15 protein-coding genes are annotated in these 17,808 nt (G+C 72.7%); 11 read left to right on the top strand and 4 right to left on the bottom strand.

Annotated elements, in window-relative coordinates:
• Positions 1–11 precede the first annotated feature (11 nt).
• Both ACFZAM_RS25295 and ACFZAM_RS25300 read left to right on the top strand, forming a co-directional pair.
• Positions 12–656 carry an ABC transporter permease subunit gene (locus ACFZAM_RS25295; protein WP_391049513.1) on the top strand — a complete coding sequence of 215 codons (645 nt, stop codon included), beginning with the start codon at positions 12–14 and terminating at the stop codon, positions 654–656.
• Positions 653–1,495: an amino acid ABC transporter permease gene (locus ACFZAM_RS25300; protein ID WP_355339072.1), complete on the top strand. Its 843-nt coding sequence runs from the start codon at positions 653–655 to the stop codon at positions 1,493–1,495. Before ACFZAM_RS25295 ends, ACFZAM_RS25300 begins: the two co-directional genes overlap by 4 nt.
• 22 nt (positions 1,496–1,517) lie before the next feature.
• On the opposite strand, the gene ACFZAM_RS25305 is transcribed toward ACFZAM_RS25300, so the two are convergent.
• Complete coding sequence (locus ACFZAM_RS25305) at positions 1,518–3,164, bottom strand: CocE/NonD family hydrolase (protein WP_391049515.1); 1,647 nt, start codon at positions 3,162–3,164, stop codon at positions 1,518–1,520.
• A gap of 284 nt (positions 3,165–3,448) precedes the next feature.
• On the opposite strand from ACFZAM_RS25305, the gene ACFZAM_RS25310 reads away from it, so the two are divergent.
• Genes ACFZAM_RS25310 through ACFZAM_RS25325 form a run of 4 tightly spaced genes read left to right on the top strand, consistent with a single transcriptional unit; the run spans position 3,449 to position 8,334 of the window.
• Positions 3,449–5,323 (top strand): transketolase, encoded by a 1,875-nt coding sequence (locus ACFZAM_RS25310; RefSeq protein ID WP_355339077.1) that lies wholly within the window; start codon positions 3,449–3,451, stop codon positions 5,321–5,323.
• Entirely contained in the window at positions 5,320–6,510 is a 1,191-nt protein-coding gene (locus ACFZAM_RS25315; RefSeq protein WP_355339080.1) for a cation diffusion facilitator family transporter, read from the top strand. The genes ACFZAM_RS25310 and ACFZAM_RS25315 overlap by 4 nt, the downstream gene beginning before the upstream one ends.
• 20 nt (positions 6,511–6,530) lie before the next feature.
• Entirely contained in the window at positions 6,531–7,526 is a 996-nt protein-coding gene (locus tag ACFZAM_RS25320; protein ID WP_391049518.1) for a GDSL-type esterase/lipase family protein, read from the top strand.
• Positions 7,527–7,581: 55 nt separating this feature from the next.
• Positions 7,582–8,334, top strand: a complete 753-nt coding sequence (locus tag ACFZAM_RS25325) for a ZIP family metal transporter (RefSeq protein WP_355339086.1) — start codon at positions 7,582–7,584, stop codon at positions 8,332–8,334.
• Here the strand turns inward: ACFZAM_RS25325 and ACFZAM_RS25330 are convergent.
• Positions 8,303–9,079, bottom strand: coding sequence for a hypothetical protein (locus ACFZAM_RS25330; protein WP_391049520.1), 777 nt, complete (start codon positions 9,077–9,079; stop codon positions 8,303–8,305). The genes ACFZAM_RS25325 and ACFZAM_RS25330 overlap by 32 nt on opposite strands.
• Before the next feature lie 109 nt (positions 9,080–9,188).
• Between ACFZAM_RS25330 and ggt the strand changes: the two genes are divergently transcribed.
• Complete coding sequence (ggt, locus tag ACFZAM_RS25335; RefSeq protein WP_391049522.1) at positions 9,189–11,183, top strand: gamma-glutamyltransferase; 1,995 nt, start codon at positions 9,189–9,191, stop codon at positions 11,181–11,183.
• Between the two features lie 24 nt (positions 11,184–11,207).
• On the opposite strand, the gene ACFZAM_RS25340 is transcribed toward ggt, so the two are convergent.
• Both ACFZAM_RS25340 and ACFZAM_RS25345 read right to left on the bottom strand, forming a co-directional pair.
• The gene (locus ACFZAM_RS25340) at positions 11,208–11,774 is read right to left on the bottom strand and encodes an isochorismatase family protein (RefSeq protein WP_391049523.1); all 567 of its coding nucleotides are present in this window, start codon (positions 11,772–11,774) and stop codon (positions 11,208–11,210) included.
• A gap of 68 nt (positions 11,775–11,842) precedes the next feature.
• Complete coding sequence (locus ACFZAM_RS25345) at positions 11,843–12,280, bottom strand: MarR family transcriptional regulator (protein WP_391049525.1); 438 nt, start codon at positions 12,278–12,280, stop codon at positions 11,843–11,845.
• A gap of 150 nt (positions 12,281–12,430) precedes the next feature.
• On the opposite strand from ACFZAM_RS25345, the gene ACFZAM_RS25350 reads away from it, so the two are divergent.
• From ACFZAM_RS25350 to hydA, 4 genes are all read left to right on the top strand, one after another.
• A complete protein-coding gene (locus ACFZAM_RS25350; protein WP_391049527.1) occupies positions 12,431–14,005 on the top strand; it encodes a hypothetical protein in 1,575 nt (524 codons plus the stop codon).
• Between the two features lie 177 nt (positions 14,006–14,182).
• Positions 14,183–15,025, top strand: coding sequence for a nitrilase-related carbon-nitrogen hydrolase (locus ACFZAM_RS25355; RefSeq protein ID WP_355339104.1), 843 nt, complete (start codon positions 14,183–14,185; stop codon positions 15,023–15,025).
• 3 nt (positions 15,026–15,028) lie between these two features.
• Positions 15,029–16,387: an aspartate aminotransferase family protein gene (locus tag ACFZAM_RS25360; RefSeq protein ID WP_355339107.1), complete on the top strand. Its 1,359-nt coding sequence runs from the start codon at positions 15,029–15,031 to the stop codon at positions 16,385–16,387.
• The gene (gene hydA, locus ACFZAM_RS25365) at positions 16,384–17,790 is read left to right on the top strand and encodes a dihydropyrimidinase (RefSeq protein WP_391049529.1); all 1,407 of its coding nucleotides are present in this window, start codon (positions 16,384–16,386) and stop codon (positions 17,788–17,790) included. The genes ACFZAM_RS25360 and hydA overlap by 4 nt, the downstream gene beginning before the upstream one ends.
• Positions 17,791–17,808: the final 18 nt, after the last annotated feature.

Raw genomic sequence — 17,808 nt, forward strand, 5'->3', positions numbered from 1 at the left:
AGACACACCGCGTGAACGTCCTGACCGACAACTACTCGCTCTTCGGCAAGGGCCTGTGGGGCACCGTCCAGCTCACCCTGCTCGCCGGGGCGCTCTCGCTGGTCGTCGGGGTGATCGTCGCCGGATTCCGGGTGTCGCCCGTCAAAGCGCTCCGGGCGTTCGGCACCGCCTGGGTGACGGTGCTGCGCAACACCCCGCTGACGCTGCTGTTCTTCGCGGTGCTGCTCGGCCTGCCGCGCTTCGGACTGGTGCTGCCCTTCCGGGTGTTCGCGATCCTGGCGCTGGGCGCGTACACCTCGGCGTTCATCTGCGAGGCGGTCAGGGCCGGGATCAACACCGTGCCGCTCGGCCAGGGCGAGGCGGCCCGCAGTCTGGGCATGACCTTCACGCAGACGCTGAGCCTGGTGGTGCTGCCGCAGGCCGCCCGCGCGGTGATCTCGCCGATCGGCTCCACGCTGATCGCTCTGGCCAAGAACTCCGCCATCGCCGGGTCCTTCTCGGTCACCGAACTGCTCGGCACGTACAAGCCGCTCAACGAACTGGGCTACAGCATCGTGTGGACCTTCGTCTGGATCGCCGTCGGCTATCTGATCGTCACGTTGACCATCAGCGCGGTCTTCACCGTGCTGGAGCGGAAGCTGGGGGTCGCGCGATGAGCGGGAGCAGCGCGCTGTACGACATTCCGGGGCCCAAGGCGCTGGCCAGGCACCGACTGTACGCGTGGCTCACCACGGCGGTGCTCGCGGCGCTGGTCGGCTTCGTCGTCTACAAGCTCGTGGACACCGGGCAGTTCTCCGCCGTGAAGTGGCGGCCCTTCGCATACGCGGGCATCCAGCGGCTGTTGCTCAAGGGCCTGGCCAACACGCTGAAGGCGTTCGCCTGGGCGGCGGTCCTCTCGCTGGTCTTCGGCGCGGTCTTCGCCGCCGGACGGCTCTCGGACCACCGGCCGGTGCGCTGGTTCAGCACGCTGGTGGTGGAGTTCTTCCGCGCGATGCCGCTGCTGGTGATGATCTTCTTCATCTTCATCGCCCTCAAGCTGGAGCCGATGACGGCCCTGGTCATCGGCCTGACGCTGTACAACGGCTCGGTGCTCGCCGAGGTGTTCAGGGCCGGTGTCAACTCCGTGCCGCGCGGCCAGGGCGAGGCCGCCTTCGCGCTCGGCATGCGCAAGACGCAGGTGATGGCGCAGGTGCTGGTGCCGCAGGCGGCCCGCGCGATGCTGCCCGCGATCGTCAGCCAGCTCGTGGTGGCCCTCAAGGACACCTCGCTCGGCTACCTCATCACCTACGAGGAGTTCCTGTACGCGGGCAAGCTGATCGCCACCAACCTCGACTACGACCTGCCCTTCATCCCGGTCGTGATGGTGATCGCGCCGATCTACATCGGGATGTGCATGCTGCTGTCGTGGTTCGCCAACTGGCTGGCGCACCGTGAACGGCACAGCCCCAAGGTCAAGGACGTGCCGGTCACGGTCGCCACACCGCCGGAGATCTGAGCCCGACGTCCCGCTCAGCGGTTCACCTGTCGTCGAACGGGACCGACAGTGTCGAGGGGTCGCCGGCCGGGGAGGAGAAGCCCACCGTCGCGAACGCCGGATTCTCCCCGATGTAGAGCGGGTCGACGGTGTCGACGACCAGCGCGAGCCGGTGCCCGGCCGGTACGTCGTACGCCGTCGCCTGGAGCGCGATGTCGGTGCCGAACGCCTTCCCCGGCGTCTTCCCGATCCAGGTGTACGGCGCGTGCGCGACGAGCTTGCCGGTGCCGAGCGCGTCCACGTCGTAGAGGTACGCGATCACCGTGCCGTTGGCCGCGGACGGGGTGAGCGTGGTGTGCAGCACGCTCGTGCCGCGCACGTGCCGGGCGGTGGCGTACGGCTGCGACTGCCACACCCCGGCGAAGGCGCGCGGCAGCAGCGGGATCGACGCGGTGGGCGGGGCCTTGGCGAACTGGTCGAGCAGGCTGGACAGGAAGATGACGCCGCCGTCGGCGCCGGAGTCCACGCCGGTGCCGATCGTGGTGTGCCAGCCGGTGCCCGCGTCGCCGCCGAGCGCCCCGGTGCGCGCGCCCTTGGCACCCAGCGCCAGCTTCTCGGTCCGCGACGGCACCGAGGACCAGTCGGCGTACCCCTCGTAGGCCCCGGTGGAGCGGGAGGTGAGCTGGACCGGCGGCTGGCGGTCGATCCCGTTGTCGGTGCCCTTCAAATAGTGGTCTAGCCAGGCGCGCGCGTCGGTCCAGGTGTCGTTGGGCAGCCCGAGCAGTCCGGTCGCCTCCGCCGTGGCGTGGTCGCCGGGCCGGAACTCCAGCCGCTTGGGGCCGGTCAGCCTCTCGTAGAAGTCCGCGTACTGGTTGGGCGGGAAGAGGCTGTCGCCCCAGGCGTTGGCGAGCATGACGGCGGTGTGGTTGGCGTTGAGCCGGTCCACGTAGGTCAGCGGGGAGCGGAGCTTCGCCCAGGCGATCATGGTGTCCTCCGACGCCAGGTTCGCGCTGAGGAAATTGGCGAGGATCGACTGGAGTTCGGCGCTGGGGCGGCCGGTCAGATAAGCGGAGCCGCCGAGCAGGGCCGCCGCCTGGAGGTGCGGGGTGCGGCCCTGGTAGATCGACTCGACGAGGTCGGCCCAGCCGCTGAGCGCGGCCACCGCCTTGATCCGCGGGTCGTGCGCGGCCCCCAGCAGCCCGATCCCGGCGCCGTACGAGACACCGGCCATGCCGATCCGCGCCGGGTCCGCCGGGGTGTTGGCGAGGGTCCAGTCGATGACCTTCGAGACGTCGGCGACGTCCGGCGGGCCCGCGGTCTCGATCTCGCCACCGGAGAGCCAGAAGCCGCGGCTGGTGTAACTGACCACGACATAGCCGGAGTCGGCGAGCAGTTTCTCCTGGGCGAGGTACTCCAGGTCGTTGATCGCCCAACTGCTGGGCAGGACGACGACGGGGTAGCGCTGCGAGCCGTCGTAGCCGCCGGGGGTGTAGACGTTCGCCTTGAGGGTGATGCCGCCGGAGCCGGGGATGTCGACGAAGCGCAGGGCCGACGCGGCGGCCGGGGCCGCGGCGGCGGACACCTTCGGTACGGGGTCGGGGGCGGGGGCCGCGGTCGCGGCGGGGGCGAGGCCGAGGGCCGTGGAGGCGAGCAGCGCCGCGCCGACGACACCCGCTGTGGTTGCTCTCATGGACTGCTCCTGACACGCCGGATGCGAAGTGACTGGAGAGTAACCACGCGGACTTACCGAAGGTAACTCGCGTGCATGTTACGCACGGGTAACGATTGATGGGGAAGGTGCGACACCAGGGGCGCGACAGACCGCGCCGCCGCCCCGTTTGTCCGGCCCCGGGCCGGGCAGCCGCACCGCGGGGGGACAGCGGCCGAACGCGGGGGAAAGCAGGAAGAGCGGCACACACGGGAGCGGGTGGCGGCACGAGGCGGCCACCACGCCACGAAGGGAGAGACGCCGCCATGAACGACGTCACCACGCACGACACCGAACCGGTCGACACGGCCGAGCTCACCGAACTCGCCCAGCAGTTGCGGGTGGACGCGGTACGCGCCGCCGACGCCGCCGGGTCCGGCCACCCCACGTCGTCGATGTCCGCGGCCGATCTGGCCGCCGTCCTCTTCGCCCGCCATCTGCGCTACGACTTCGACCGCCCCGACCACCCCGGCAACGACCACCTGATCCTGTCCAAGGGCCACGCCTCACCGCTGCTCTACGCCGCCTACAAGGCCGCGGGCGCGATCACCGACGAGGAACTGCTGACCTTCAGGAAGCTCGGCAGCCGCATGGAGGGCCACCCCACGCCCCGGCTGCCCTGGGTCGACGTCGCCACCGGATCGCTCGGCCAGGGGCTGCCGATCGGCGTCGGCGTCGCGATGTCCGCCAAGCGCCTGGAGCACCTGCCGTACCGCACCTGGGTGCTGTGCGGGGACAGCGAGCTGGCCGAGGGCTCGGTGTGGGAGGCGTTCGAGCACGCCGGCATGGAAGGGCTCGACAATCTCACCGCGATCCTCGACGTCAACCGGCTCGGCCAGCGCGGCCCCACCCGGCACGGCTGGGACCTGGGCGCCTACACCCGCCGTATCCGCGCCTTCGGCTGGAACACCGTCGAGATCGACGGCCACGACATCGCCGCCGTGGACGAGGCGATGACCACCGCGCGCACCAACCGCGGCGCGCCCACCGCGATCATCGCCAGGACCCGCAAGGGCCGCGGCGTCGCGGCCGTCGAGGACCGCGAGGGCATGCACGGCAAGCCGCTGCCGGACGCCGAGGCCGCGATCCGCGAGCTCGGTGGCGTACGCGACCTGCGGGTCCACGTACGCCGTCCGCCGGACGCCGAGCGGCGCGAGCGCGGCGGGAACCCGTCCGCGGCGCTGCCGGAGTACCGGATCGGCGAGGACGTGGCCACCCGTACCGCCTTCGGCGAGGCGCTGGCCGCGCTCGGCACCCGGCGCGAGGACGTCGTGGTCCTGGACGGCGAGGTCGGCGACTCCACCAAGGCCGAGCTGTTCTCCAAGGAGCACCCCGAGCGGTACGTGGAGTGCTACATCGCCGAGCAGCAGCTCATCGGCGCCGCGGTCGGCTTCGGCGTACGCGGCTGGACACCGTACGCGGCCACTTTCGCCGCGTTCCTGACCCGCGCGCACGACTTCCTGCGGATGGCCGCGGTCAGCCGCTCCGACCTCAACGTCGTCGGCACGCACGCGGGCGTCGCGATCGGCGAGGACGGCCCGTCGCAGATGGCGCTGGAGGACCTGGCGATGATGCGCGCGGTGCACGGCAGCACCGTGCTGTATCCGTGCGACGCCAATCAGACGGCCAAGCTCGTCGCCGCGCTGGCCGACCGCACCGGCGTCGGCTATCTGCGGGCCACCCGCGGGGCCACCCCGGTGATCTACGGGCCCGAGGAGGACTTCCCGATCGGCGGCAGCAAGCTGCTGCGCGAGCACCCCGAGGACCAGGTCACCCTCATCGGCGCGGGCGTCACCCTGCACCAGGCGCTGGCCGCCGCCGACCGGCTCGTCGCCGACGGCATCCGCGCCCGTGTGCTCGACCTCTACTCGGTCAAGCCCGTCGACACCCAGGCGCTGCGCGCCGCCGCGCGGGCCACCGGCCGCTTCGTCACCGTCGAGGACCACCACCCCGAGGGCGGCCTGGCCGACGCGGTCCTGGAGTCCTTCGGCAACGGTCACCCGATGCCGCTGCTCACCCGCCTGGCCGTCCACACCATGCCCGGCTCCGCCACCCCCGAGGAACAGCTCCACGCGGCGGGCATCGACGCCGACGCCATCGCCGCCGCGGCCCGGACGCTGATCGGGCACACACACGAATGAGTGGAGAGCACACCCTGACCAGCACCGACCAGGACCTGACCGGCGACGCCCCGGAACCCTCCGGGCACACCGGAACGGGCGAGACGGAAACCGGCGACACGGAGACCGGCGACACGGCGGCAGGCGGCACGGAGGCGAGCGGTACGGACGCCGGTGACACGGACACCGGCCGTGCGGCGTCCGGACCGCCGAAACCCGGCGCGGACGACACCGGCGGCGAGCGCGACGAGGGCACCAAGGGAGCGGTGCTCGTCGCGCTCGGCGCCAACCTGGTGATCGCCGCCGCGAAGACCGCCGCGGGCCTCTTCTCCGGATCGCCCGCGCTGCTCTCGGAGGCCGCGCACTCGGTGGCGGACAGCCTCAACGAGGTGTTCCTGCTGCTGTCGCTGCGCCGCAGCCGCCGCGCGCCCGACAGCGACCACCCCTTCGGCTACGGCAAGGAGCGCTACTTCTGGTCGCTGCTCGCCGCCGTCGGCATCTTCGTGCTCGGCGGCTGCTTCTCCTTCTACCAGGGCATTCACGCGCTCGGCGGCACGGAAGACGAGTCCCGCAGCGGATACGTGGCGGGTCTGGCCGTCCTGCTGATCGCGCTGCTCGCCGAGGGCGCTTCGCTGCTCAAGGCGGTGGTCCAGGCGCGCCGGTCCGACGAGGGCGCCGACGACCCGGCGCTGCGGACGGTCCTCGCCGAGGACAGCACCGCCGTGATCGGTGTGCTGTTCGCCGCCGCCGGCATGGTCATCCACATGACGACCGGCAACGCGCTGGGCGAGGCCATCGCCTCGATGGCGATCGGCGCCCTGCTGATGGTCGTCGCGTTCACCCTCGGCCGCACCGCCCACCACCAGCTCATCGGCGTCTCGGTCGACGCCGAACTGCGCGACGGCATCCGCGAACTGCTCCTGGGGCAAGGGGAGATCGACACCGTCGAGGAACTGCTCACCATGCGGCTCGGCCTGGACTCCACGCTGGTGGCCGCCAGGATCGACCTGGTGGGCGGCCTGGACAGCGAGCGGGTCGAGGAGGTCAGCCTGCGCATCCGGCGCGACATCCACGCCAAGTGGCCCACCGCCGACCGGGTGTTCCTCGACATCACCGACGCCGGAACGGAACGTGAAGCCCGAACGACGCGGGAGCGACGGGCCATTGACAGCGATGCGAGCACACCCGAGCCTGAGCATCGTCAATGACGACACCAGGGGAGGGCTCGATGGCCGCAGGTCTGGGCAACGGAAACGGCACCGCGGGCGACAAGGACACCGACACCGGGAGCGTACGGGGCAGGACGTCCGGCAGGCGCACCGCCGTCACCGTGGCCGCGGCCCTCGGCGGGGCGCTCGCGCTCACCGCCGCCACCGTCTCGCCCGCGGCGGCCCACTCAGGAGGCCGCCCGCCCTGGCACGGGCACCCGGCACCGGCCGTCCACTATGTCGCGCTCGGGGACTCGTACACCTCAGGCCCGGCCATCCCCACCCAGGTCGACGCCAACTGCGCGCGCTCCGACCGCAATTACCCGTCGCTGGTGAACGACGCGAACGCCTTCGCGTCGTTCACCGACGTGAGTTGCGGCGGCGCCACCACCGCCGAGATGTGGAAGCCGCAGGGCACCAACGGCCCGCAGCTCGACGCCGTCCACCGGGACACGACGCTGGTCACCGTGCAGATCGGCGGCAACGACGTCGGCTTCGGCCCGATCATCGCCACCTGCGCGGGGCTGAGCGTCACCGACGTCACGGGCAGCCCGTGCAAGGACCACTACCGGGCCACGGGCGTCGACCAGCTCACCGTGACCATCCTCAAGACGGCCCCCAAGATCGCCCAGGTGCTGCGCGCGGTCCACAGCAGGGCGCCGCACGCGGAGGTCGTCCTGGTCGGCTACCCCGACCTGCTGCCCGACGACGGCGTGGGCTGCTTCCCGTCCGTGCCCTTCGCGGCCGGGGACTTCCCGTATCTGAGGGACGTGGAGAAGAAGCTCAACGCGATGCTGCGGGTCGAGGCGCTGCTCGGCGGGGCGCGCTACGTCGACACGTACAAGCCGACCGTCGGACACGACATGTGCAAGGCGCCCGCCGACCGCTGGATCGAGCCGCTGGCCCCGGCGTCACCCGCCGCGCCCGCGCACCCGAACGCCAAGGGCGAGCAGTCGATGGCCCGGGCGGTGCTGAGGACGGTCGGGACGGGACACCGCGCCGGTCACGGTCGGTAAGGCTCAGGGGTACCCCTGAGTCGCGGGCGCGCCGGGCGTCATGGATCATGACCTCATGCCGGTCCTGATAGCCGCGTGCGCGTTCGCGATGACCTTGGTGGGCGGGTTCGTCGCCCAGCGCATCGGCGACCGCAGGCACCTCGTCCTCGGCCTCGCTGCCGGTCTGATGCTGGGCGTCGTCGGCTTCGACCTGCTGCCCGAGGCGCTGGACATGCAGCCGCGGGACGTCTTCGGCGTCCCCGCCGCGCTGCTGATGTTCGTCGCCGGCTTCCTGGCCCTGCACATCGTCGAGCGCTCGGTGGCGATCCACCGGGCGCACGAGGGCGAGTACGCGCCGCACGCGCACGGCCACGGGCACGCCCACGCCCCGGTCAAGGGCATCGGCCTCACCGCGGGCGCCGCGCTCGTCGGGCACAGCGTCATGGACGGCTTCGCGATCGGCGCGGCCTTCCAGGCGGGCAGCACCGTCGGCATCGTGGTGGCCATCGCGGTCGTCTCGCACGACTTCGCGGACGGCTTCAACACGTACACGATCACCCGGATGTACGGGAACGACCACAGCAGGGCGCGGCTGCTGCTCGGCGCCGACGCGCTGGCGCCGGTGGCGGGCGCCGCGGTCACCCTCGCCTTCACCATCCCGGCCGGTGTCCTCGGCCTCTACCTCGGCTTCTTCGCCGGTTTCCTGCTCTACCTGGCGACCTCGGACATCCTCCCCGAGGCGCACAGCCCGCACCCGTCGACCTCGACGCTGCTGTGCACGGTCGGCGGAGCGTCCCTCATGTGGCTGGTGATCGGTCTGGCGGGATGACCTTGCCGCCCTTGGGCGCCTTCGGCGCCGTCGTCGCGGCCTTGGTGACGTCCGCGACCAGCTCCACCACGTCGGAGCCGTACGCCTGCGAATTGACCACCTTCAGCAGCAGGCAGAAGGTCGCGTCGGCGCCGTGCTTGCGGGCCAGCCGCACCTGGTGCCTGGCCAGATAGCGGACGGCGGCCTGGTTGGCGATGCCGCGCTGGCCGGAGGAGAGGAAGACCGGGCGGTCGTTGCCCGAGTCGCGGGCGGCGGCCAGCCGGGCCAGCAGCACGTACTCGACGGCGCCCTTCTCCATCAGGTACGTCTCGCCGCCGACGCTGATCGCGCCCTGCTCGGGCCCCGGCGCCGGGTCGGTGTCGATCTCGACGCCCGGCAGCATCGAGCGCAGATGCGCGGCCAGCCGGAGGTTGGCGGCCGGGCCGCCTATGCAGAATTCGGTGCGCGCGCCGAAGCCCTGCCAGGCCGTGTCGTGCGCCAGCACCTCGGCGTGCGCCCCGCACTCCTTGATCACCGCGGCCAGCTCCAGCAGCGCGAAGGCGTCGTGCCTGGCCAGGCTCCAGCCCCGCGAGCCGGGGTCGCGCGGCACCACCAGCAGGCACTCGGAGTCCTTCGGCAGGCCGAAGAAGCGCTGCTTGCGCTGGAGCCTGCGGCTGAGCAAGTAGGTGCGCGCGAACCAGCCCAGGGCGGCGCCGATGGCGAGGGCCACCAGGCCCAGGACGAGATTGCGGAGGTCGTCGCTCATGGCGCGGCATCGTAGCGGTGTTCGACCCACCGCGGGGATACGCGGTCCTGACGGGACAGGAGAGGTGAAGTTACGCTTCCGGGACGCCCGTTGAGTGGAGGACTCCGCAATGCGACGCACAAGTGACAGCAGTGGTGGCGACACCGGTCTCCGTAGCGGCCCGGGCGGCAGCCCCGGCGGCGCCCGGGGCAGGGCCGCGGGCACGCGTTCTGACAGCGGACCGGACGGCGGTCCGGACGGCGGTCCGGGCGGCGGTCAACGCGCATCCCGTACGGCCGTCCGCGGGTCCCGCGTCCGCAGGACCGCCGTCCGCGCGGTCGCCGCGCTCGCCGTCACCGCGGCGGTGGCGGCGGTCACCGCCGCGGCGCCCGCCCGGCACGGCGGCCCCGCGCATCCGCCCGGCTCCACGGCCAAGACCCCGCTGGCCGTCGGCTACGGGGGAGCGGTCGCCAGCGTGGACGCCGACGCGTCGGCCGCCGGCATCGAGGTGCTGCGGCGGGGCGGCAACGCCGTGGACGCGGCCGTCGCCACCGCCGCCGCCCTCGGCGTGACCGAGCCGTACTCCTCGGGCATCGGCGGAGGCGGCTACTTCGTCTACTACGACGCGCGGCAGCACAAGGTCTCCACCATCGACGGCCGCGAGACCGCCCCGCGCAGCGCCACCGACCAGCTCTTCGTCGAGAACGGCCAGCCGCTCGCCTTCGCCGACGCGGTCACCAGCGGGCGCAGTGTCGGCGTGCCCGGCACCGCCGCCACCTGGCAGACCGCCCTGGACTCCTGGGGGAGCCGCTCGCTCGGCGACGTCCTCAAGCCCGCGGAGCGGATCGCCCGCGACGGCTTCACCGTGGACGCGACCTTCAACTCCCAGACCGCGGCGAACCAGGACCGCTTCAAGGACTTCCCCGCCACCGCCGCGCTCTTCCTGCCCGGCGGACAGGCCCCGGCGGTCGGCTCCACCCTGCGCAACCCCCAACTGGCGGCCACGTACAAGGAGTTGGGCCGCAAGGGGATCAACGCGATCTACCGCGGCGACATCGGCGCGGACATCGTCAGGACCGTACGCAAACCCCCGGTCGACCCGGCGTCCACCCGCGTGGTGCGCACCGGTGACCTGACCGCCGCGGATCTTGCCGCCTACCACGCCAAGACCCAGGCGCCGACGCACACGACCTACCGCGGCCTCGACGTGTACGGGCCCGCGCCCTCGTCGTCCGGCGGGACCACGGTGGCCGAGGCGCTGAACATCCTGGAGCACACCGACCTGGCGCACGCCGGCCAGGCGCAGTATCTGCACCACTACATCGAGGCCAGCCGGATCGCCTTCGCCGACCGGGGCCGCTGGGTCGGCGACCCGGCGTTCGAGCAGGTGCCGACCGCGGGGCTGCTCTCCAAGGGCTTCGCCGCCTCGCGGGCCTGCCTGATCAAGGACGACGCGGCGCTCACCAGCCCGCTCCCGCCCGGCGACCCGGCGCACCCCACCCCGTGCGCCGCCACCGGCAAGGCCGCGCCGACCACCTACGAGGGCGAGAACACCACGCACCTGACCGTGGCCGACAAGTGGGGCAACGTCGTCGCCTACACCCTCACCATCGAGCAGACCGGCGGCAGCGCGATCACGGTCCCGGGCCGCGGCTTCCTGCTCAACAACGAGCTGACGGACTTCTCCTTCGTGCCCGCCAGCCCGGCCGTGCACGACCCGAACCTGCCGGGGCCCGGCAAGCGGCCCCGCTCGTCGATCTCGCCGACGATCGTGCTGAAGAACGGCCGGGTGGACTTCGCGGTCGGCTCGCCCGGCGGCGCGACCATCATCACCACCGTGCTCCAGGTGCTCACCGAACACGTCGACCGGGGCCTGCCGTTGGTGGACGCCATCGCCGCGCCGCGCGCCAGCCAGCGCAACGCGGCGGCGACCGAACTCGAACCGGCCCTGTGGAACAGCCCGCTCAAGGCCCAACTCGAAGCCCTCGGGCAGCACTTCACGCAGAATCCGGAGATCGGCGCCGCCACCGGTGTGCAACGGCTCTCCGACGGCCGGTGGTTGGCCGCGGCGGAGCCGGTACGGCGCGGCGGCGGCTCGGCGCTGGTGGTGGTTCCCACGCGCTGACCTGCCTCGACGCGGCTACTCCGCTCAGGCGGCCGGGGCGGCGGGCAGCAGGGCGATGATCTCGTCCGTGCCGGCCGTCTCGGCCAGCCGCGGGAAGATCTTGGCGAACGCGTGCGCGTGGGACTCGGCGTCGGTGTCGGTTACCGCGTCGGCGGCGACCGTCACGTGGTAGCCGTGTTCGTGGGCCGCGCGGGCGGTGGACTCGACGCCGATGCTGGTCGATATGCCGGCCAGCACGATCTGCGTGACCCCGCGGCGGCGCAGCTCCAGGTCGAGCGCGGTGCCGTGGAAGGCGCCCCACTGGAGCTTGGTGATTTTGATGTCGCCGTCCTGGACATCCAGTTCGTCCACCAGCTCCGTCCAGTCGGCGGGCAGCGAACCGCTCATGGCCGGGCCCTCGTTGCGTCCTGGCGGGCCCCCGGCCACGTTCACCAGCACGACCGGCAGCCCGCGCTCGCGGAAGGCGGCGGCCAGCTTCGCGGCGCGCGCGACGACCTCGCGGGCCGGGTGCGCGGTGGGCAGTGCGACGATGCCGCGCTGGAGGTCGATGACGACAAGGGCGGTGCGGGGGTCGATCGTTGTGGCGGTCATGCGGGTAACTCCCTGTGCGGTGAACGGTGTTGCCGTGCTGTTCGGGTCGCGGGGTCGTGGCTGTGCGGTCACGCCTTGACCAGGCGCTGGAGGATGCCGAGCGCCTCGGTCAGCCGCCGCTGGTCCTCGGCGGACAGCTCGGTGCCGATCGCCTCGGCGAGCCAGCCGCGCCGGGCCCGGCGGCCGGTGCCGCGCAGCCGGACCCCTGCCTCGGTGAGGGAGAAGACGACCTGACGGCCGTCGGTGGGGTGCGGCGAGCGGGCGACGAGGCCGCGTTCCTCCAGGGCCGCGAGCGTCATCCGCATGGACTGCGGCCGGACGATCTCGGCGCGGGCCAGGGCGGCGGTGGTCGCCGGACCCTCGCTGCCGATCCGCCCCAGCACCGAGACCTGCGAGGGCGTGAGCGCGCCCTGCGCCGAGGCCGACGCGGTGCGCAACCGGCGCTGGAGCTGCGCGATCACCGTGGTCAGCTCGTCGGCGACCCGCGCCTGGTCCTGAGTGGGCATGGTTGCACCGTACGACCTCGACAGAAAAACTTGCAAGTTTGACTGTCGAAATCGTCCGCCGTTGAAAACTCCCCGTAGCAGCGCCGTAACACTGTGGGTGTCGAATGCCCACCGGGCGCGGGGAGCGGGGGCGGCGGATGCGAGGGTGTGATGACAACGGAACTGGCCGGTGCGGCAACGGAGTTCACGTTCTACTTCCGGTCGATGGTGGCGGCGCTCGGGGACCGTCCCGGCTGGTACGGGGTGTTCGCGGGGCGTGAGCCGGAGGCCGCGCACGCCTACGAGGGCGGCGCGGACATACCGCCCTGGGACGTCGTCGGGGCCGTCCTGCACGATCTGGCCGCCGCCGTCCGGGCGCCGCTCGACGAGGCGGAGGTGTCCCGTGCCCGGGTCCTGCACCGCGCCGCCGTCGCGGAGTGGGACGCCGCGCCCGGCGCGGAGAGCGCGCTCCGCCTCCGGCTCGAAGTGACCTCGCGGGCCCGCGACATGGCGCTGCTGCGCGAGCGCGAGGCGGCCCGCGCCCTCGACCAGGCCCCCGCCGACCCGGCGGGAGCCGCCACCGCCCGGCTCGCCAACATCCTCGCCTGGGCCCGCGACGACCGTGAGCGGGCCGCCGCCCGCTGCGACGAACTCCGCGCCCGGCTGGCCGCCTTCACCGCGCCCCCGGCCGCCGACTGGTTCCGCCAGACGCCCGAGCGGCATCCCGCCGCCCAGCCCTCCCCGCCCGCCGAGCGCGACCCCGCCGCCCAGCTCTCCCCGCCCGCCGAGCGGCATCCCGCCGCCCAACTGTCCCCGCCTCCTGAGCGCGACCCCGCCGCGCCCGCCGCCCAGCCCTCCTCGCCCCCCGAGCGCGACCCTGCCGCGCCCGCCGCCCGTACCGCCTCCTGGGCCCGCGACCCCCGCCCCGAGGAAGCCGCGCGACCGCGGCCCGCCAAGGCGACCGGCGCGCGCACCAAGGGCGCCTCCCGCCCGCGCGGCGCACGCTTCGCCGGGGCATTCGAGGAGGCGGCGGGCGCCGAGGAAACGCCCCTGGAGCGGTCGGTGCCGCGCGGCGCGCGTTTCGCGGGCGCCCCCGCCGCCCCGGCCCCGCAGGCGGAGACCGCCCAGGGACCCGTACGCGCCACCCCGCGCGGCGCGCGCTTCGCCGGCGCTCCGGAGAGCGCGGAACCGCGCCAGGCGCGGCCCACCCTCGACCCGCGCTGGCTGGCCGAGGCGCGGCAGGAGGCCGCGCGCCTCGGCGAGCTGCGCCGTACCGGGCAGAGCGGCGCCGCCTACGTCGTCATCTGCGAGGCGGCGGAAGGCCCGGCCCCCCGACTGCCCTACCTGCTCAGGGAGTTGGAGCGCACCGAACTGGCCGCCGATGTGGCCACCCTGCTCTGGGAGGTCGCCGCGCTGCCCGGCGCCCCGCTGGCCGCCGCCGCCTCTGAACTGGCCGCCGCGGGCCGTACCGGCGACTGCCGCACGCTTCTGCACCAGGCCGCGTCGCGCCCGCCCGCCGACCTGGCCACGATCGCGGGCGACCTGGCCGACGCGGGGCGCCACGAGGAGGCGGGCGAACTCCTGCGGACGCTCGCCCGGGCGCGTCCGCCCGAGGACGCCGCCGCCGTGGTCAGAGCCCGCCCCGGCCTGGCCGTTCCCGTCCTGGACGCCGCGGAAGCCGTCTCCAAGTCCCGCCGCCGCGACATCGTGGCCGCCCTGCGCCGGGCGGGCCTGCCCGGCGGCTGACGCGGGCGCGCGCCGCCGAACGGGTTCCCCGAGGGGGAAACGTGATCGTCTTCGCCCGGTAACGGTAGCGGTCTTGCCACAGTGGGTAGGGCGCTTCTACGTTCTTCCCCACGGCTGGGATCTACGGGCGTAGAACGGGACTACCGGCGTGAAGCTGCCACGTCTGAGGAGCTGCTCATGAGCAATGTCGTGCGTGCCGCGCTCGTCCAGGCCACCTGGACCGGCGATACGGAATCGATGATCGCGAAGCACGAGGAACACGCCCGGGCCGCCGCCGCGCAGGGCGCGAAGGTGATCGGCTTCCAGGAGGTGTTCAACGCCCCCTACTTCTGCCAGGTCCAGGAGGCCGAGCACTACCGGTGGGCGGAGCCCGTCCCCGACGGGCCGACCGTCCAGCGGATGCGGGCGCTGGCCCGCGAGACCGGCATGGTCATCGTCGTGCCGGTCTTCGAGATCGAGCAGCCCGGCGTCTACTACAACACCGCGGCCGTGATCGACGCGGACGGCACCGTCCTCGGCAAGTACCGCAAGCACCACATCCCGCAGGTCAACGGCTTCTGGGAGAAGTACTACTTCAAGCCGGGCAACCTCGGCTGGCCGGTCTTCGAGACCGCCGTCGGCCGGATCGGCGTCTACATCTGCTACGACCGCCACTTCCCCGAGGGCTGGCGCGCTCTGGGCCTCGCGGGCGCCCAGATCGTCTACAACCCGTCGGCCACCAGCCGCGGCCTGTCGGCGTACCTGTGGAAGCTGGAGCAGCCCGCGGCGGCCGTCGCCAACGAGTACTTCATCGCCGCGATCAACCGGGTCGGCCGCGAGGAGTACGGCGACAACGACTTCTACGGCACCAGCTACTTCGTCGACCCGCGCGGCCAGTTCGTGGAGGGCACCGCCTCCGACACCAAGGAGGAACTGCTGGTCCGCGACCTGGACCTGGACCTGATCGACGAGGTCCGGCAGACCTGGGCCTTCTACCGCGACCGCAGGCCCGACGCCTACGGCGACCTGACGGAGGGCTGAGCGATGGCCACCGCGACCGAGAGCGCGCACGCCGCGCTGCACGCCCGCCACCGCGCCGTCCTGCCCGACTGGCTGGCCACGTACTACGCCCGGCCCATCGAGCTGACGCACGGCGAGGGCCGCCACGTCTGGGACGCCGAGGGCAACCGCTACCTGGACTTCTTCGGCGGCATCCTCACCACGATGACCGCGCACGCGCTGCCCGAGGTCACCGCGGCCGTCGCCGAGCAGGCCGGGAAGATCCTGCACTCCTCGACGCTCTACCTCAGCCGCCAGGCCGTGGAGCTGGCCGAGCGGATCGCCCGGCTGTCCGGCATCCCCGACGCCCGGGTCTTCTTCACCACCTCCGGCACCGAGGCCAACGACACGGCCCTGCTGCTGGCCACCGCCTACCGCCGCTCCAACCAGGTGCTGGCGCTGCGCAACAGCTACCACGGCCGCTCCTTCACCTCGATCGGCATCACCGGCAACAGCGCCTGGTCGCCGACCAGCCTGTCCCCGCTCCAGACGCTGTACGTGCACGGCGGGGTGCGCAGCCGCGGGCCGTACGCGCATCTGACGGACGCCGAGTTCACCGCCGCGTGCGTCGCGGACCTGGAGGACATCCTCGGCCAGGCCAACGGCACGGTCGCCGCGCTCATCGCCGAACCCGTGCAGGGCGTCGGCGGCTTCACCTCGGGCCCCGACGGGCTGCTCGCCGCCTTCAAGCGGGTCCTGGACCGGCACGGCATCCTGTGGATCACCGACGAGGTGCAGACCGGCTGGGGCCGTACCGGCGACAACTTCTGGGGCTGGCAGGCGCACAGCGGCTCCGGCGCGCCCGACATCCTCACCTTCGCCAAGGGCATCGGCAACGGCATGTCCATGGGCGGCGTGGTGGCCCGCGCCGACGTCATGAACTGCCTGAACGCCAACTCCATCTCCACCTTCGGCGGCAGCCCGATCACCACCGCGGGAGCGCTGGCGAATCTCACCTACCTCCTCGACCACGACCTCCAGGGCAACGCCCGCCGGGTCGGCGGCCTGCTCAAGGCTCGCCTCACCGCCGTCTCCGCCGGCCTGGGCATCGTCCGCGAGGTGCGCGGACGCGGCCTGATGCTCGGCGTCGAACTGGTCGAGCCGGGCACCGACACCCCGTCCCCCGCGGCGGCCTCCGCCGTACTCGAAGCGGCCCGCGCGCACGGCCTGCTGATCGGCAAGGGCGGCCTCGCGGGGAACGTCCTGCGGATCGCCCCGCCGCTCTCGCTCACCGTCGCCGAGGCCGAGGAGGGCGCCGACCTGCTGGAGGCGGCCCTGAAACAGGCGCAGAGCGAACTCGCGGACCAGGCACCGGGCGAATCCGAAGGAGGGACCGCGCAGTGACCGCGACCCGTACCGTGATCCGCGGCGGCCTCGTCATCACCGCCGCCGACGAGATGCACGCCGACGTCCTGATCGAGGGCGGCAGGATCGCCGCCCTCGCCGCCCACGACAGCGACACCGCGGCGGGCTGGACCGCCGACACCGTCATCGACGCCACCGGGAAATACGTCATCCCCGGCGGCGTCGACGGGCACACCCACATGGAGATGCCGTTCGGCGGCACCACCGCCTCCGACACCTTCGAGACCGGCACCCGCGCCGCCGCCTGGGGCGGCACCACCACCATCGTCGACTTCGCCATCCAGGGCGTCGGCGCGTCGCTCCGCTCCGGGCTCGACGCCTGGCACGCCAAGGCCGACGCGCAGTGCGCGATCGACTACGCCTTCCACATGATCGTCTCCGACGTGAACGAGCACTCGCTCAAGGAGATGGACATCCTGGTCGAGGAGGGCGTGACCAGCTTCAAGATGTTCATGGCCTACCCCGGCGTCTTCTACAGCGACGACGGGCAGATCCTGCGCGCCATGCAGCGCGCCGCGGGCAACGGCGGCCTGACGATGATGCACGCCGAGAACGGCATCGCGATCGACGTCCTCGTCCAGCAGGCCCTCGAAGCGGGGAAGACCGACCCGCGCTACCACGGCGAGGTCAGGCACGCCCTGCTGGAGGCCGAGGCCACCCACCGCGCCATCCAGCTCGCCCGCGTCGCCGGCGCCCCGCTCTACATCGTGCACGTCTCCGCGCAGCAGGCCGTCGCCGAACTCACCGCCGCCCGCGACCTGGGCCTCAACGTCTTCGGCGAGACCTGTCCGCAGTACCTGTTCCTGTCCACCGACAACCTCGCCGAACCCGGCTTCGAGGGCGCCAAGTACGTGTGCAGTACCCCGCTGCGCCCCCGCGAGCACCAGGCCGCGCTCTGGCAGGGCCTGCGCACCAACGACCTCCAAGTGGTCTCCACCGACCACTGCCCGTTCTGCTTCACCGGGCAGAAGGACATGGGCGTCGGCGACTTCTCCAAGATCCCCAACGGCATGCCCGGCGTGGAGAACCGCATGGACCTCCTCCACCAGGGCGTCGTGGACGGGCACATCAGCCGCCGCCGCTGGATCGAGATCGCCTGCGCCACCCCGGCCCGGATGTTCGGCCTCTACCCGCGCAAGGGCACCATCGCGCCGGGCGCCGACGCCGACGTGGTGATCTACGACCCGCACGCCGAGCAGGTCATGTCCGCCGAGACCCACCACATGAACGTCGACTACTCCGCCTACGAGGGCAAGCGGACGACCGGCCGGGTCGAGACCGTGCTGTCCCGCGGGGTGCCCGTGATCGAGGGCCGGTCGTACGTGGGCCGGGCCGGTCACGGCCAGTACACGCCGCGCGGCATCTGTCAGTACCTGATCTAGCCCTCAGCCTCACAGAAG

Source organism: Streptomyces sp. NPDC008079, from assembly GCF_042957385.1.
Lineage (GTDB): Bacteria > Actinomycetota > Actinomycetes > Streptomycetales > Streptomycetaceae > Actinacidiphila.

Bases quoted from the DNA above. Each gene is read 5' to 3' on its own strand.
- ACFZAM_RS25300 (WP_355339072.1), top strand. From the start codon at position 653: ATGAGCGGGAGCAGCGCGCTGTACGACATTCCGGGGCCCAAGGCGCTG.
- ACFZAM_RS25305 (WP_391049515.1), bottom strand. From the start codon at position 3,164: ATGAGAGCAACCACAGCGGGTGTCGTCGGCGCGGCGCTGCTCGCCTCC.
- ACFZAM_RS25310 (WP_355339077.1), top strand. From the start codon at position 3,449: ATGAACGACGTCACCACGCACGACACCGAACCGGTCGACACGGCCGAG.
- ACFZAM_RS25315 (WP_355339080.1), top strand. From the start codon at position 5,320: ATGAGTGGAGAGCACACCCTGACCAGCACCGACCAGGACCTGACCGGC.
- ACFZAM_RS25320 (WP_391049518.1), top strand. From the start codon at position 6,531: ATGGCCGCAGGTCTGGGCAACGGAAACGGCACCGCGGGCGACAAGGAC.
- ACFZAM_RS25325 (WP_355339086.1), top strand. From the start codon at position 7,582: ATGCCGGTCCTGATAGCCGCGTGCGCGTTCGCGATGACCTTGGTGGGC.
- ACFZAM_RS25330 (WP_391049520.1), bottom strand. From the start codon at position 9,079: ATGAGCGACGACCTCCGCAATCTCGTCCTGGGCCTGGTGGCCCTCGCC.
- ggt (WP_391049522.1), top strand. From the start codon at position 9,189: ATGCGACGCACAAGTGACAGCAGTGGTGGCGACACCGGTCTCCGTAGC.
- ACFZAM_RS25340 (WP_391049523.1), bottom strand. From the start codon at position 11,774: ATGACCGCCACAACGATCGACCCCCGCACCGCCCTTGTCGTCATCGAC.
- ACFZAM_RS25345 (WP_391049525.1), bottom strand. From the start codon at position 12,280: ATGCCCACTCAGGACCAGGCGCGGGTCGCCGACGAGCTGACCACGGTG.
- ACFZAM_RS25350 (WP_391049527.1), top strand. From the start codon at position 12,431: ATGACAACGGAACTGGCCGGTGCGGCAACGGAGTTCACGTTCTACTTC.
- ACFZAM_RS25355 (WP_355339104.1), top strand. From the start codon at position 14,183: ATGAGCAATGTCGTGCGTGCCGCGCTCGTCCAGGCCACCTGGACCGGC.
- ACFZAM_RS25360 (WP_355339107.1), top strand. From the start codon at position 15,029: ATGGCCACCGCGACCGAGAGCGCGCACGCCGCGCTGCACGCCCGCCAC.